Origin of the sequence: Aeromonas sp. 1805, assembly GCF_013085525.1 — a bacterium.
In the GTDB taxonomy this organism is placed as follows: domain Bacteria; phylum Pseudomonadota; class Gammaproteobacteria; order Enterobacterales; family Aeromonadaceae; genus Aeromonas; species Aeromonas hydrophila.
This window is the reverse complement of record NZ_CP038515.1, coordinates 3,693,720-3,707,119: the sequence shown is the minus strand read 5'-3', so window position 1 is coordinate 3,707,119 and position 13,400 is coordinate 3,693,720. Positions and strand designations below refer to the sequence as shown.

Here is a 13,400-nt window from a genome sequence, read left to right as displayed (position 1 = left end):
GGAACGGTCAGGCTTGGCAATGAGATCGATTTGGGAGTGATGATCGTGAGTTCACACAACAGACAGACCAGGCTGGGCCTCGCCGCCCTGCTGCTTACCACCTGCCTTGGCACCAGCGGCTGGGCACAGGCGGCCGATGAGGCACAACCCAAGGGCAAGATCGAGGCGCGCAGCGAGCTATTCGCCAAGGATCACGCCGATCAGTTCACCAGCTGGAAAGGCACCAGCGAGAGCAAGGAGCGCACCGACGCCCTGGCGGAAGATCCGCAGATGGTGGTGCTCTGGGCCGGCTACCCCTTCTCCAAGGATTACAACAAGCCGCGCGGCCACTTCTATGCGCTGACCGACGTGCGGGAAACCCTGCGCACCGGCGCCCCCAAAACCGCCGAAGACGGTCCGCTGCCCATGGCCTGCTGGAGCTGCAAAGGCCCGGACGTGGCCCGCGTCATCGACGAGAAGGGTGAGGATGGTTACTTCAAGGGGATGTGGGCAAAAGGCGGCCCCGAGATCGTCAACACCATCGGCTGCGCCGACTGCCACGACACCGCCTCGAAAGAGTTCAAGGAGGGCAAACCCGCCCTGCACCTCTCCCGTCCCTATGCCGACCGGGCCATGACCGCCATCGGCAAGCCGTTCAAGGAGCAGGGGCGCTTCGATCAGCAGTCCCAGGTGTGCGGCCAGTGCCACGTGGAGTACTACTTCAGCGGCCCGACCAAGGCGGTGAAATTCCCCTGGGACAAGGGCACCACAGTTGAGCAGATGGAGCAGTATTACGATGAAATCGGCTTTGCCGACTGGACCCATGCCCTCTCCAAGACCCCCATGCTCAAAGCCCAGCACCCCGAGTACGAGACCTGGCGCGCCGGCATTCACGGCCAGAACAACGTCGCCTGCGTCGATTGCCACATGCCCAAGGTGCAGAACGAGCAGGGCAAGGTCTACACCGATCACAAGGTGGGCAACCCCTTCGATCGCTTCGACCAGACCTGCCGCAACTGCCACACCCAGAGCAAGGAGATGCTGCAAGGGGTGGTCAAGCAGCGCAAGGATGCCGTCACCGAGATCAAGCTCAAAGTCGAGAAGCAGCTGGTGCACGCCCACTTTGAAGCCAAGGCCGCCTGGGATGCCGGCGCCACCGAGGCCGAGATGAAGGACATCCTGCAGGACATCCGTCACGCCCAATGGCGCTGGGACTTCTCCATCGCCTCCCACGGGGTGCAGATGCACGCCCCGGAAGTGGCGCTGCGCATGCTGGGAACCGCTCTGGACAAGGCCGCCGATGCCCGCACCAAGCTGGCACGCCTGCTGGCCGCCAAGGGGATCAGCCACGAGATCGCCATTCCTGACATCTCCAGCAAGGAGAAGGCCCAGGCAGCTCTTGGCATGGACATGAAGCAGATGAACAGCGACAAGGCCCAGTTCCTCAAGACCACAGTCCCCGCCTGGGATGCCGAGGCCAAAGCGGCCGGACGGCTCGCACAATGATGAGGCATGCGGGCCCGCAGTGTCGGGCCCGCAGCCGGATGGAGGCTTCCTATGGGTGATTTAACGATGGATTTCTTACGACTGATGCTGATGGCAGCCATGCTGCTGACCAGCCTGCAGGGTCAGGCCGCCGATGCGGCGAACGCCCCTGCGGCCCTCTCTGCCACACATGAGGTGGAGTTTTTGCGCAATCCCGATGCCGCCTGTACCGACTGCCACAAGGAGCAGGCATACGGCATGCACGGCAAGCACGGCCAGGCGACCAACCCCAACAACCTGGCGCCGGTCACCTGCACCAACTGCCATGGTCAGCCCTCCCCCAAACACCGGGAAGGGGTCAAGGATGTGATGCGCTTTAGCGACAGCTTCAAGGACAAACAGAGTACCGAGAGCTACCCCATCGCCGAGCAGAACGGGGTCTGCATGAGCTGTCACGAGCCCAAACCGCTGCGCGAGGCGCTCTGGGCCCACGACGTGCACGCCACCAAGCTCACCTGCACCAGCTGCCACCAGCTGCACCCGGCCAAGGAGCCCATGGTGGCGATTCCGGAGAAGTCCCGCATCAAGCTCTGCGTCGACTGCCACAGCAAGCAGCATGAGGCCGTCAAGGCGGCCAAGGCGAACACCACCTCGGGCAAGGAGGCACAATGAGCTGCTCTCGCCGTCACTTCATGGCGGGGATGAGCGCGGGGGCCCTCATCATGATGACGGGGGCTGCTCGTGCCAACACCCGCTCCCTTGCCACCACCCTCGCCCACAGCCAGACCATCGACGGGGTCCGCTACGGCATGATCCACGACGAGACGGCCTGCATCGGCTGCACCGCCTGCATGGATGCCTGCCGGGAGGTGAATCAGGTGCCAGAGGGGGTCTCGCGCCTCGAGATCATCCGCTCTGGCCCCATCGGCACCTTCCCCGATGCCGAGTACCACTTCTTTCGCAAGTCCTGCCAGCACTGCGACAACGCTCCCTGCGTGCACGTCTGCCCGACCGGTGCCTCCCATATCCGCAAGGAAGATGGCATCGTCGACGTCAACCCGGATCTCTGCGTTGGCTGCATGTACTGTCTGGCCGCCTGCCCCTATCAGGTGCGCTTTATCAACCCTGTCACCAAGGTGGCCGACAAGTGCGACTTTTGCCGCAAGACCAACCTGGCGGCGGGCAAGGAGCCGGCCTGCGTGGAATCCTGTCCCACCAAGGCGCTGGTGTTCGGCAATCTGGATGACCCGGACAGCCCCATCGCCAAACGGCTGGTGAAGGAGACCACCTATCGCTACAAGCAGGCTCTCGGCACCTCGCCCAAGATGTACCGCGTGCCCAAAGGGGAGATAAAGTCATGACCATGCAAGAGGCATTTCACTTCCCTTCACTCGTGTGGGGATTTGTCCGATCGCCATCTACCGCAGTAACAGAAGGAGGAATGGATCATGTTGCATGACGCATTTCACTTCTCCTCGCTGGTGTGGGACTGGCCCATAGCCATCTATCTCTTTCTGCTCGGCATCTCCGCCGGGGCCACCACCCTCTCGGTGCTGCTGCGCCGCAAGGGGGCCGGCAGCGAGAGCGGCATCATCAAGGCGACCGCCATTCTGGCGCCGGTGAGCGTGGTGCTGGGGTTACTGATCCTCATCTTCCATCTGGCCCGCCCCTGGACCTTCTGGAAGCTGATGTTCCACTACCAGTTCGACTCCGTGATGTCCATGGGGGTCATGCTGTTTCAGGTCTACATGGCGGTGCTGTTTGCCTGGCTGGCGGTGGTGTTTCGCTCCGAGATCGAGACCTTGCGTCGTCACCTGCTGCAAGAGAAGTTCGCCTTTGTGGATGATCTCATCGCTTGGCTCGCCCGCATCGAGCGGCTGCTGGCGCCACTCTTGCTGCTGCTCGCCGTGCTCTTGGGGGCCTACACCGGCTTTCTGCTCTCCGCGCTCAAGACCTATCCGCTGTTGAACAACCCTGTGCTGCCGGTGCTGTTCCTTATCTCCGGCGTCAGCTCCGGCATCGCTTCCACCATCTTGCTGGCGGTCACCCTGTTCAAGGAGAACCATCACAGCCAGGGAGTGAGTTTCGTGCACCGCTTCGAGCGGCCGGTGCTGGCAGTGGAGGTGTTGCTGCTGGTCTGCTTCTTTACCGGCCTCTACTTCGGTGGCGGCCAGAAGGAGGCCGCCATGTGGGCCGCCATCGGCAGCGGCTTCTGGGCTCAGGTGTTCTGGCTCGGGGTGGTGGGCATCGGCATGCTGCTGCCCCAGTTGCTGGCCCTGCTGGCCCCCGCACCGCTGCGGGCCAAAAACGGCTATCTGGTGCTGGTCTGCAGCCTGACCCTGGTGGGGATCCTGCTGCTGCGTTACTTCGTGCTCTACGCCGGCCAGATGACGGTAGTTTAAAGGTATGATCACCAGCGCCAGCCACCCTCGGGTGACTGGCGCTTATTTGTGGCGATGAGTTGTTGCGATTGGTTGTTGCCAGGAATGTGGATGTTATCCCCCAGCGCCGGTACGGTGCAGACGCTGCGGCATAACATAGACGAATGATTGACTGGAGGTTGTGTGCTGGCGGAGCTCGGCTATCTCTCACTGTTGCTGGCGACCGGGCTCGCCCTGCTGCAAGGGCTGCTGCCCTGGCTGGGATTGCGGCTCGCCTCACGTCCGCTGCTGGGCTGCGCAACACCGCTGGCCCTCCTGGTCGCGCTCCTGCTGTTGGCCGCCCTGCTGCTGCTCGCCAGCTGTTTTGGCCAGGATGACTTCACCCTAGTCTATGTGGCCCAGCACGCCAACAGCGCCCTGCCGCTGGGCTTCAAGCTGGCGGCCGTGTGGGGCGGCCACGAGGGCTCCATGCTGTTCTTCGTCTTTGCGCTGGGGCTGTGGGGCGCGCTGGTGGCCCTTTGCTCCAAGCGGGTCGATCCGCTGATCCGCACCCGGGTCTTGGCCATCATGGGGCTGATCGTCGGGCTGTTCGGGCTCTATACCCTGATCTTCTCCAGCCCGTTTGACCGCCAGTTCCCGGGGCCACTGGAGGGGCGCGATCTCAACCCCATGCTGCAGGACATCGGCCTCATCATCCACCCGCCCCTGCTCTATCTCGGTTACGTCGGCTTTGCGGTCAACTTCGCCTTCGCCATGGCGGCGCTGCACTCGGGTCGGCTCGATGGCGCCGTGGCCCACTGGAGCCGTCCCTGGGCGCTCGGCTCCTGGGTGTTTCTCACCGCCGGTATCGTGCTGGGCTCCTGGTGGGCCTATTACGAGCTCGGTTGGGGTGGCTGGTGGTTCTGGGATCCGGTGGAAAATGCCTCCCTCTTACCCTGGCTGCTTGGCACCGCTCTGCTGCATGCCCTGGTGGTGTGCGAGAAACGCGGCGCTTACGGCCACGCCGTGCTGCTGATCTCCATCTTTACTTTCTCGCTGAGCCTGCTCGGCACCTTCGTGGTGCGCTCCGGGGTGCTCACCTCGGTGCACGCCTTTGCGGTGGACCCCAGCCGCGGCCTCACCCTGTTGTTGCTGCTCGGCTTGCTATTGACCTGCGCCCTCACCCTGTTTGCCCTGCGGGCGGACATTCGCGCCCCCTATGCCCGCTTTGGCTTGCTGTCAAAAGAGGGGCTGCTCGGCGCCGCCATCCTGCTGCTCAGCGTGGCCTGTGCCAGCGTGCTGCTCGGCACCTTCTACCCCATGGTGTTCCAGTCGCTCCATCTGGGGTCACTCTCGGTGGGCGCCCCCTATTTCAATACCATCTTCATGCCGCTGGCCCTCTGCCTGATGGCGCTGATGACCCAGCTGCCGCGCCTGCGCTGGCAACATCTGGCAGCCCAGCGCCGTATCAAGGTGCTGCTCCCATGCCTGTTCGGCCTGCTGGGGGGCGCCTTGCTGAGCCTCGCCTATCCCGAGCCGCTGCGGGGCGGTTGGCTCGGGCTTGCGGCCAACGTGCTGAGCCTCTGGCTGATGGCCAGCCTGCTGCTCCCGCTCTTGCAACCGACGTCGCTGCGCGAGCTCACCCTCAATCGGTTCGGCAGCCTGTTAGCCCACCTCGGGGTGGCGGTGTGCGCCCTCGGCATTGCGCAGGTGAGTCACCACAGCCAGGAGGGGGGCGCCGTGCTCGCCGCAGGTCAGCCCTATCGGCTCGGCGCCTTCGAGTTTCGCTATGAGGGGAGCGAGCCGCTCATCGGCCCCAACTACACCGCCGAGCGCATCACGCTTAGCGTGCACAAGGACGGTAAAGAGGTGGCGCGGCTGACGCCGGAGCGGCGCCACTACAGCGTGCGCACCATGAACATGAACGAACCCGGGATCAAATGGGGAATGCTCGGCGATCTCTACGTGGTGCTTGGTGAAAAGATGGGGCCCGGCGCCTATGCCATGCGGCTGCACTACAAGCCGCTGGTGCGCTGGATCTGGCTAGGCGGCCTGTTGATGATGGCGGGCGGTGCCCTGCGCCTGCTTGCCCGCCGGCCGCTGCTGGCTAGCCATCCTGCGCCAGCGACCGCCCCCTACCCTCGGCTTGAACAGGAGATCTTATGAACGCCCGTCTGCGCCTGTTCGTGCCGCTCGTGCTCACTCTGGGACTTGGCACCCTGCTCTGGCTCGGCCTTGGCAACAACCCCTACAGCCAGGATGAAGCCGTCGCCGGGCGTACCCTGCCCGCGTGGCAGAGTGACGATCTGTTTGGTGGTGCCCCCATCCACACCGCGGCGCTCAAGGGGGAGCCCTTCGTGCTCAACGTCTGGGCCAGCTGGTGCCCCAACTGCCGCGCCGAGCATCCGCTGCTGGGTGAGCTGGCCAGCGCCGTGCCCCTCTACGGCCTCAACTACCGGGACAAGGGGGACGCCGCCCGCGCCTGGCTCACCGAGGCTGGCAACCCCTATCGCACCGTGCTGGCCGACCCCGACGGCCGACTCGCGCTGGAGCTCGGCGTCTACGGCACGCCGGAAACCTATCTCTTCGCCGGCGACGGCACCCTGCTGACCCGTCATACCGGCCTGCTCACCCGGGAGATCTGGCAACGCCAGTTTGCCCCCCTGCTTGCAAAGGCCCGCAGCAACACCGCTAGCCAGCCCGAAGTGGAAAGAGAAGTAGAGAGACAAGTGCAGGAGAGCAAGCCATGAGCCGCCTCGGCCACACCCTGATTGCGCCGCTCTTGCTGGCCTTGAGCCTCGGGGCTCTTGCCAGCGGGGTCGACACCTATGAGTTTCGCCACCCCGAGCGGCAGACCCGCGCTCAGGAGCTGGCCCGCGCCCTGCGCTGCCCCCAGTGCCAGAACCAGAACCTGGTGGAGTCCAACTCTCCCATCGCCCGGGATCTGCGGCTCGAGGTCTACCGCTGGGTGGACGAGGGGCAGTCTGATGAGCAGGTGATCGCCCGCATGACGGAGCGCTTCGGCGATTTCGTGCGCTACGATCCCCCCTTCAAGCGCAGCACGGCGCTGCTGTGGGGCGGCCCCGCCCTCTTGCTGTTGTTGGCGCTCAATCGCCTGCGCAGGAGCCTGCATCGCCGGCAACCGGCGCGGGTGCCGCTTATCGGCGACAGAGCCGAGAGGATGCTCGCCCACGACCCCAGGGCCGAGCTGAACCAACTGATCATGGCCGAGCAGCAGGCGGGGCTTGCCCCCCACAGCCGCCTCTACCGGGAGCTGGAGCTGGCCCGTCTCGCCAACGCCACCCCACCTGCCGAGCAGGCCCTGCGCGAGCGGCTGACCAAGGACCGTACCGCCCGTCCGCAGCTCTGGCTGCGCTCATGGATACTGCTTGGGGCCCTGTTGCTGGCGCTGATGGCCGGTATTTATGCCGGCACCGGCCGCTATCAGGCGTGGCAGGCTTATCAGTCGCGCCCCGACCCGCTGGCGGGATTGAGCCCGCGGGATCTGCAGGACAAGGAGCTGGGCGCCCTGCACCAGCGCCTGCAAGCCAACCCCGCCGATCTCGACGGCTGGGCGGCGCTCGGTCAGCTCTATCTGTATCGGGACGAGTACGACAACGCCTTGCTCGCCTACCAGCGCCTCGCCCTGCAAGAAGGGGGCGCCAGCGCCGCGACCCAGGCCGCCCAGGCCACCGTGCTCTACTACCAGGCGGGCCAGCAGCTCACCCCGGAGGCACAGCGCCTGCTGGGTAGTGCGCTCAAGCAGGACAAGGGCGAGGTTAGCGCCCTGATGCTGCTCGCCTCCGATCACTTCCTGCACGGCCGCTACTCTCAGGCCATCGCCCTCTGGCAGCAGTTGCTGGACGAAGAGCGCCCCCGCATCAACCGGGCCGCGCTGATCGAGGCGATCCAGACCGCCCGCATGATGGGAGGCTGACCGCACGTATGATGGGGGCTGAATGCCCCTGTCACGTTTGGCCCGCACAAGCACCGCCGGCAGGAAAATCACTTGCCAACCTCCCGTCGGCGGCCAAACAATAGGCGTCTATTGAACCTGTTTGTAGAGCCGCTCCCATGATCCCCATTCGCTGTCACACCGTCTCCGGCGTCGCGCTCTCCACCGTCCAGGGCGAGACCCGGTTGCTGATGATGAAACGGGTCAAGGGCGGCTTCTGGTGTCATGTGGCAGGCACGGTCGAGGCGGGGGAAACCGGTTGGCAAACCATAGTGCGCGAATTTCGCGAGGAGACCGGCATCGTCGTGCACGAACTCTACAACGGCCAGTATCTGGAGCAGTTTTACGAGGACGCCACGAACACCGTCTGTCTGGTGCCGGTGTTCGTGGTCTACTGCCCGCCAACGCAGGCGGTGACCCTCAACCACGAGCACACCGAGTACCGCTGGTGCAGCCTGGCCGAGGCCAAGGCACTGGCGGGCTTCCCCGGCCAGCAGGCACTCTATGATCACCTCTGGCACTACTTTGTCGAAAACAGCCCCTCGGCGCTGATGCGGGTGGCCATGACACCATAGCGGATGCATGCCAAGAGCCCTGCCGTTATCCCCTTGATCCTGTGATGATCCACACCCGGCCATGGCGACCATCAGCGCATGTTGCCGGCCCTGATCAGGCCATTTTCAGCAGAGATGATCACCCAGAATGAGCGAGAGGAAGGAAACAAGCAGCAGAGAGAGGTAAAAGGGTGACTATCTGGCGGCCAGGGGGCGCCGCCAGCCGCACGCCGCGACCAGGTTCCCCACTCCTGCCCACCCCATGATTACTCGTATGAAGCCACCCATAGCCGCCATTACCGTTATTTCAAGGTGCGCCATCCCATAAAATTGAAATATCGGGCCATTAGACGTTGTGAAGCGTCAATTACCGTCATATAACTTAGCCAAATATCCCTGTCAGCCGTACGGTAGCGTCAAATCATGATTACTCGCCCTTTTCTTACCCTGTTGCTCGGTGCCTTCCTTGTTCCCGTCAGCATGGAGAGCGCCCAGGCCAATCCGTTTTCAGCCCAGTCCCACTCCCCCAACAGCTTTCTGGAGCAGCGCAACGATCTGGCGCTGAGCTCCGCCGCCTTCGTGGTGGCCAACCCGCGCACCGGTGAAGTGCTGTCGGAGCGCAACGCCAACCGGGTGATGCCGATAGCCTCCATCACCAAGCTGATGACGGCGCTGGTGGTGCTCGATGCCAACCAGCGGCTCTCCGAGATGCTGACCGTCACCATGGCCGACGTGGACAGACTCAAGGGCACCGGGTCGCGGCTGGCGGTGGGCTCGCGCCTCAGCCGGGCCGACATGCTGCACATCGCCCTGATGTCGTCGGAAAACCGCGCCGCCTCGGCGCTGGCCAGAAACTACCCGGGTGGCCAGCGCGCCTTCATCGAGGCGATGAACGCCAAGGCCCGCATGCTCGGCATGTGGAGCACCCAGTTCTCCGACAGTACCGGCCTCACCCCCCGCAACGTCTCCAGCGCCCACGATCTCGCCAAGCTGGTGGCGGCGGCATCCACCTATCCGCTCATTCGCCAATACTCCTCCACCGAGGAGCGCATGGTGCGCAACGGCAAGCGCCAGCTGCACTACCTCAACTCCAACCGGCTGGTGCGCGAAGGGAGCTGGCCCATCTCCCTCTCCAAGACCGGCTACATCCGCGAGGCGGGTCGCTGCCTGGTGATGGCCACCCAGATCAACCGCGAGCCGGTGATCATGGTGCTGCTCAATGCCGACACTCCCAACGCCCGGGTGGCCGATGCCAAGCGGATCAAATCCTGGCTGGAGACTTCCGGTCGCATGAGCCTGACCGCCCAGTCCACTCCCCAGACCAAGCTGTTCAGCAGCCAGTAAGGCTCCCGGCGATCATCGTCAAAAAAGCCCCCGCATCCAGGTGCGGGGGCTTTTGTTGTTGAGCCTTTAACCAAGCCTGCTGGCTACGGCGCCGACGTGCTGGCGCTCAGACCGGCTGGAGCCGCGCGGTGAAGTGGCGCAGCAGCGGCGGCTCGTAGTCAAAGGTGAGCCCGCGAATCTCGCTGGCCCGCGCTTTCACCGCGATCAGGCAGTCGGCCACATAGTCCATGTGATCCCGGGTGTAGACCCGGCGCGGAATGGTGAGCCGCAACAGCTCGAAATCCGCCGCCTCCTGCTTGCCGGTGGCGGGATCGCGCCCCAGCAGCAGGGAGCCAATCTCCACCCCGCGCACGCCCCCTTCCAGATAGAGCTCGCAGGCGAGCGCATGGGCCGGGAACTGTTCGGCCGGAATATGGGGCAGCAGTTTCTTGGCATCGACAAACACCGCATGGCCGCCAGTGGGGGTCTGGATGGGGATGCCTGCCTCGGCCAGCCGCTCGCCGAGATAAGCCACCTGACTGATGCGATAGGTGAGATACTCCTCATCCATCCCCTCGCGCAGGCCGATGGCGAGCGCCGCCATATCCCGCCCGGCGAGGCCGCCATAGGTGACAAACCCCTCCATCGCCACGCAGCGCACCTGCACCGCGCGAAACAGGTCGAGATCCTCTTTAAAGCAACAGAGCCCGCCGATATTGACCAGCCCGTCCTTCTTGGCCGACATGGTGAAGATGTCCCCCAGCGCAAACATCTGGCGCACTATCTCCTTGATGCTGCGCTTGGCATAAGCCGGATCCCGCTCCTTGATAAACCAGGCGTTTTCGGCGAAGCGGGCGGCATCGATCACCACCGGAATATGGTGACGACGAGCCAGCTCGGCGACCGCCTCCATATTGGCCATGGAGACCGGCTGACCACCGGCGCTGTTGCAGGTCACCGTGATGATGACCCCAGCCACGTTGTCGGCCCCCAGGGTCTCGATGGTGTCACTCAGGCGAGGGAGATCAAAATCCCCCTTCCAGGCGTAAGGCGCCGTGGTGTCGAGGGCTTTCGGGGTGAGCAGGTTGATGGCCCGCGCGCCGGCCAACTCCACGTGAGCCTTGGTGGTGTCGAAGTGGTAGTTGGAGATAAACACCGGCGCCTTGCCCTGGCAGCGCTTGACCAGCTCGGGGAAGAGGATCTGCTCCGCCCCGCGCCCCTGGTGGGTGGGCATCACATGCTGGTAGCCAAAGATCTCGCGCACCGCGCGCTCCAGCTCGACGAAGTTGCGGCTGCCCGCATAGGCTTCGTCCCCCATCATGATGCCGGCCCACTGACGGTCGGACATGGCACCGGTGCCGCTATCGGTCAGCAGATCGATATAGACGTCCTCGGCCAGCAGCAGGAAGGGGTTCCAGCCAGCGGCCTCGAGGGCGGCGCGGCGCTCGGCGCCAGTAGTCTGTTTGATGGGCTCGACCATCTTGATACGAAACGGCTCGGGTATACGACGCATAAAAGACTCCTCACCGGCGCAAGGCCAGTGTGTTTGAAATTGGAATTGGCAAAGAGGCCGGGGCGATCAGGGTCGTCCGGCTGACAAATTCAAACGGCGGGTGCCGCCAATCAGCGGTGAGGAAAGTCGAGGGTCAGAATGGGATCCCGGGTGTACCAGTGGGCGAGCAGGCAGGCTGCCCGGGGCGTAGCTGTCACGATTGGCATCACTCCCCTCCATGTCGGTTGTAAACAGTCGGTGGCCAATAAGATCCATTGATGGGTGCTGCCACCAGGCAGCCTCGCCACGTTAACGGCAGGTTAATTGGCAGACAAGAGGCGCACCGCCGGGCTGTGCGCCTGCTCACAAAGCACCCATTCACTTGGCCCGATGCGGGTAACTGTGATCCCCCCAGCGCCCCGCTTCGTTAAGCTGTTATCCCGTTGACTTGACACCATTCACGCACCTCGTTGCCCACAGCCGGAAGTCCCATGCATCGCAAAGCCCATCTGCCCGAGAAGATCTGCCCCGTCTGCCAGCGTCCCTTCAGCTGGCGGCGCAAGTGGGCGAAAAGCTGGGAGGCGGTTCGCTACTGCAGCGAGCGCTGTCGCCACGCTCGTCATAGCAGCCGTCAACATAACGGGGAGCCAGTCTGATGAAGCTGCGCCTTGTGCTCGGCGATCAGCTGAACGCCGGTCACAGCTGGTTTCGCACCCCGGATCCTGCGGTCTGCTATCTGATGGCGGAGCTGCGCCAGGAGACCGACTACTGCCGCCACCACCGCCAGAAGGTGCTGGCCTTCTTTGCCGCCATGCGTGCCTTCGCAGCGGCCCTTGGCAAGGCGGGCCACCGCGTCTGTTATCTGACCCTTGATGAGAGCGCCCGCTGGCCCGACTTGCCCAGCTTGCTGGCAGCCCAGCTCGAAGCACATCAGGCCGACAGCGTTGCCTGACAGAGCCCGGACGAGTGGCGCCTCGCCAGCCAGCTGAAAAGCTGGGCGGCGGGCCTCGCCATCCCTGCCACCGAGGTGGATAGCGAGCATTTTCTCACCCCCCGCGATGGCTGGCAGCGCTACCCCCACAGCCGGATGGAGTTCTTCTACCGCGCCCTGCGAAAGCAATACAGGGTACTGCTCGATGAGCACGGCCAGCCCCTTGGCGGGCGCTGGAATTTTGATGATGAGAATCGCGCCAAACTGCCGGCTAATCAGCCCATCCCGGCGCCCCTTACCTTTGCCAACGAGGTGAGCGACATCGATGCCATGCTGACCCGCCACGGGGTCAGCACCATCGGCGAGGCAGATGACAGCAGCCTGCCCTGGCCCATCAGCCGGCGCCAGAGCCGCGAGCTACTGGCCCATTTTCTGGCCCACTGCCTGCCCCACTTTGGCCGCTATCAGGATGCCCTGAGCGAGCGCGGCTGGAGCCTGTTTCATAGCCGTTTGTCGTTTTCCCTCAACAGCAAGATGCTCCACCCGCTCGAGGTGATCCGCGCCGCCGAAGCCCACTGGCAGGCCAATCAGGCCACCATCACCCTGGCGCAAGTGGAGGGCTTTATCCGCCAGATCCTCGGCTGGCGCGAATTCGTGCGCACCCTCTACTGGGAAAAGATGCCCGCCTACCAGCAGGCCAATTTTCTGGGGGCCAACCGGCCGCTGCCCGGTTTTTTCTGGAGCGGCGAAACCAAGATGGCCTGCGTGCGTCACGCCATTGGCCAGTCTCTGGAGCACGCTTACGCCCACCATATCCAGCGGCTGATGGTGACCGGCAACTTTGCCCTGCTGGCGGGAATCGATCCTGACGAGGTGGATGCCTGGTATCTCGGCATCTATGTGGATGCCATCGAGTGGGTGGAGCTGCCCAACACCCGCGGCATGAGCCAGTTTGCCGATGGCGGCCTGATGGGCAGCAAGCCCTACGCCAGCAGCGGCGCCTATCTCGAGCGGATGGGCCACTACTGCAAGGGGTGCCACTATCAGATCAAAGCCCGCCACGGCGACGGGAGTTGCCCGTTCAACAGCCTCTACTGGCACTTTTTGTGGCGCAATCGGGACAAACTTGGCAGCAATCCTCGCCCTTCCCTATGCCAACTGGGATGGCCAAGCCGCCGAACAGCAGCACGCCATCCTAGGGACGGCGGAGCAGTACCTGATCCAGCTGGAGCAGCTCTGACTGCCACATCTAATGCCAGCAAGTCCACACTTTTCAATATTGAAAACCAGTTAAATAAATGTAAATAGATATATATCCCAA

General features: G+C 63.9%; 11 protein-coding genes and 1 pseudogene. 11 read left to right on the top strand and 1 reads right to left on the bottom strand.

Features of this window, described 5'->3' with window-relative positions:
- The first annotated feature begins 39 nt into the window (after positions 1 to 39).
- From nrfA to pbpG, 9 genes are all read left to right on the top strand, one after another.
- Positions 40 to 1,485: an ammonia-forming nitrite reductase cytochrome c552 subunit gene (nrfA, locus tag E5E96_RS17390; RefSeq protein ID WP_049048700.1), complete on the top strand. Its 1,446-nt coding sequence runs from the start codon at positions 40 to 42 to the stop codon at positions 1,483 to 1,485.
- A 51-nt stretch (positions 1,486 to 1,536) separates the two neighbouring features.
- Positions 1,537 to 2,136 carry a cytochrome c nitrite reductase pentaheme subunit gene (gene nrfB / locus E5E96_RS17385; protein ID WP_171282704.1) on the top strand — a complete coding sequence of 200 codons (600 nt, stop codon included), beginning with the start codon at positions 1,537 to 1,539 and terminating at the stop codon, positions 2,134 to 2,136.
- Positions 2,133 to 2,825, top strand: a complete 693-nt coding sequence (gene nrfC / locus E5E96_RS17380) for a cytochrome c nitrite reductase Fe-S protein (protein ID WP_016350544.1) — start codon at positions 2,133 to 2,135, stop codon at positions 2,823 to 2,825. Before nrfB ends, nrfC begins: the two co-directional genes overlap by 4 nt.
- A gap of 87 nt (positions 2,826 to 2,912) precedes the next feature.
- Positions 2,913 to 3,866, top strand: a complete 954-nt coding sequence (gene nrfD / locus E5E96_RS17375) for a cytochrome c nitrite reductase subunit NrfD (protein ID WP_017409582.1) — start codon at positions 2,913 to 2,915, stop codon at positions 3,864 to 3,866.
- Positions 3,867 to 4,028: 162 nt separating this feature from the next.
- Positions 4,029 to 5,990: a heme lyase NrfEFG subunit NrfE gene (gene nrfE / locus E5E96_RS17370; RefSeq protein WP_171282703.1), complete on the top strand. Its 1,962-nt coding sequence runs from the start codon at positions 4,029 to 4,031 to the stop codon at positions 5,988 to 5,990.
- Entirely contained in the window at positions 5,987 to 6,574 is a 588-nt protein-coding gene (locus E5E96_RS17365) for a DsbE family thiol:disulfide interchange protein (RefSeq protein ID WP_171282702.1), read from the top strand. The genes nrfE and E5E96_RS17365 overlap by 4 nt, the downstream gene beginning before the upstream one ends.
- The gene (gene nrfF / locus E5E96_RS17360; protein WP_171282701.1) at positions 6,571 to 7,761 is read left to right on the top strand and encodes a heme lyase NrfEFG subunit NrfF; all 1,191 of its coding nucleotides are present in this window, start codon (positions 6,571 to 6,573) and stop codon (positions 7,759 to 7,761) included. Before E5E96_RS17365 ends, nrfF begins: the two co-directional genes overlap by 4 nt.
- Before the next feature lie 137 nt (positions 7,762 to 7,898).
- Positions 7,899 to 8,354 (top strand): NUDIX pyrophosphatase, encoded by a 456-nt coding sequence (locus E5E96_RS17355; RefSeq protein WP_171282700.1) that lies wholly within the window; start codon positions 7,899 to 7,901, stop codon positions 8,352 to 8,354.
- A gap of 402 nt (positions 8,355 to 8,756) precedes the next feature.
- On the top strand, positions 8,757 to 9,677 hold the full coding sequence (gene pbpG, locus E5E96_RS17350; protein WP_011706303.1) for a D-alanyl-D-alanine endopeptidase: 921 nt from the start codon (positions 8,757 to 8,759) through the stop codon (positions 9,675 to 9,677).
- A gap of 106 nt (positions 9,678 to 9,783) precedes the next feature.
- Here pbpG and E5E96_RS17345 read toward each other — a convergent pair whose 3' ends face one another.
- Positions 9,784 to 11,169 carry a tryptophanase gene (locus E5E96_RS17345; RefSeq protein WP_171282699.1) on the bottom strand — a complete coding sequence of 462 codons (1,386 nt, stop codon included), beginning with the start codon at positions 11,167 to 11,169 and terminating at the stop codon, positions 9,784 to 9,786.
- Positions 11,170 to 11,639: 470 nt separating this feature from the next.
- Here E5E96_RS17345 and E5E96_RS17340 point away from each other — a divergent pair, with 470 nt between their 5' ends.
- On the top strand, positions 11,640 to 11,804 hold the full coding sequence (locus E5E96_RS17340; protein WP_080756240.1) for a DUF2256 domain-containing protein: 165 nt from the start codon (positions 11,640 to 11,642) through the stop codon (positions 11,802 to 11,804).
- A pseudogene (locus E5E96_RS17335) lies at positions 11,804 to 13,319 on the top strand (cryptochrome/photolyase family protein). The gene E5E96_RS17340 and the pseudogene E5E96_RS17335 overlap by 1 nt, the downstream one beginning before the upstream one ends.
- The last annotated feature ends 81 nt before the right edge of the window (positions 13,320 to 13,400 follow it).

Bases quoted from the DNA above. Each gene is read 5' to 3' on its own strand.
- nrfA (WP_049048700.1), top strand. From the start codon at position 40: ATGATCGTGAGTTCACACAACAGACAGACCAGGCTGGGCCTCGCCGCC.
- nrfB (WP_171282704.1), top strand. From the start codon at position 1,537: ATGGGTGATTTAACGATGGATTTCTTACGACTGATGCTGATGGCAGCC.
- nrfC (WP_016350544.1), top strand. From the start codon at position 2,133: ATGAGCTGCTCTCGCCGTCACTTCATGGCGGGGATGAGCGCGGGGGCC.
- nrfD (WP_017409582.1), top strand. From the start codon at position 2,913: ATGTTGCATGACGCATTTCACTTCTCCTCGCTGGTGTGGGACTGGCCC.
- E5E96_RS17365 (WP_171282702.1), top strand. From the start codon at position 5,987: ATGAACGCCCGTCTGCGCCTGTTCGTGCCGCTCGTGCTCACTCTGGGA.
- nrfF (WP_171282701.1), top strand. From the start codon at position 6,571: ATGAGCCGCCTCGGCCACACCCTGATTGCGCCGCTCTTGCTGGCCTTG.
- E5E96_RS17355 (WP_171282700.1), top strand. From the start codon at position 7,899: ATGATCCCCATTCGCTGTCACACCGTCTCCGGCGTCGCGCTCTCCACC.
- pbpG (WP_011706303.1), top strand. From the start codon at position 8,757: ATGATTACTCGCCCTTTTCTTACCCTGTTGCTCGGTGCCTTCCTTGTT.
- E5E96_RS17345 (WP_171282699.1), bottom strand. From the start codon at position 11,169: ATGCGTCGTATACCCGAGCCGTTTCGTATCAAGATGGTCGAGCCCATC.
- E5E96_RS17340 (WP_080756240.1), top strand. From the start codon at position 11,640: ATGCATCGCAAAGCCCATCTGCCCGAGAAGATCTGCCCCGTCTGCCAG.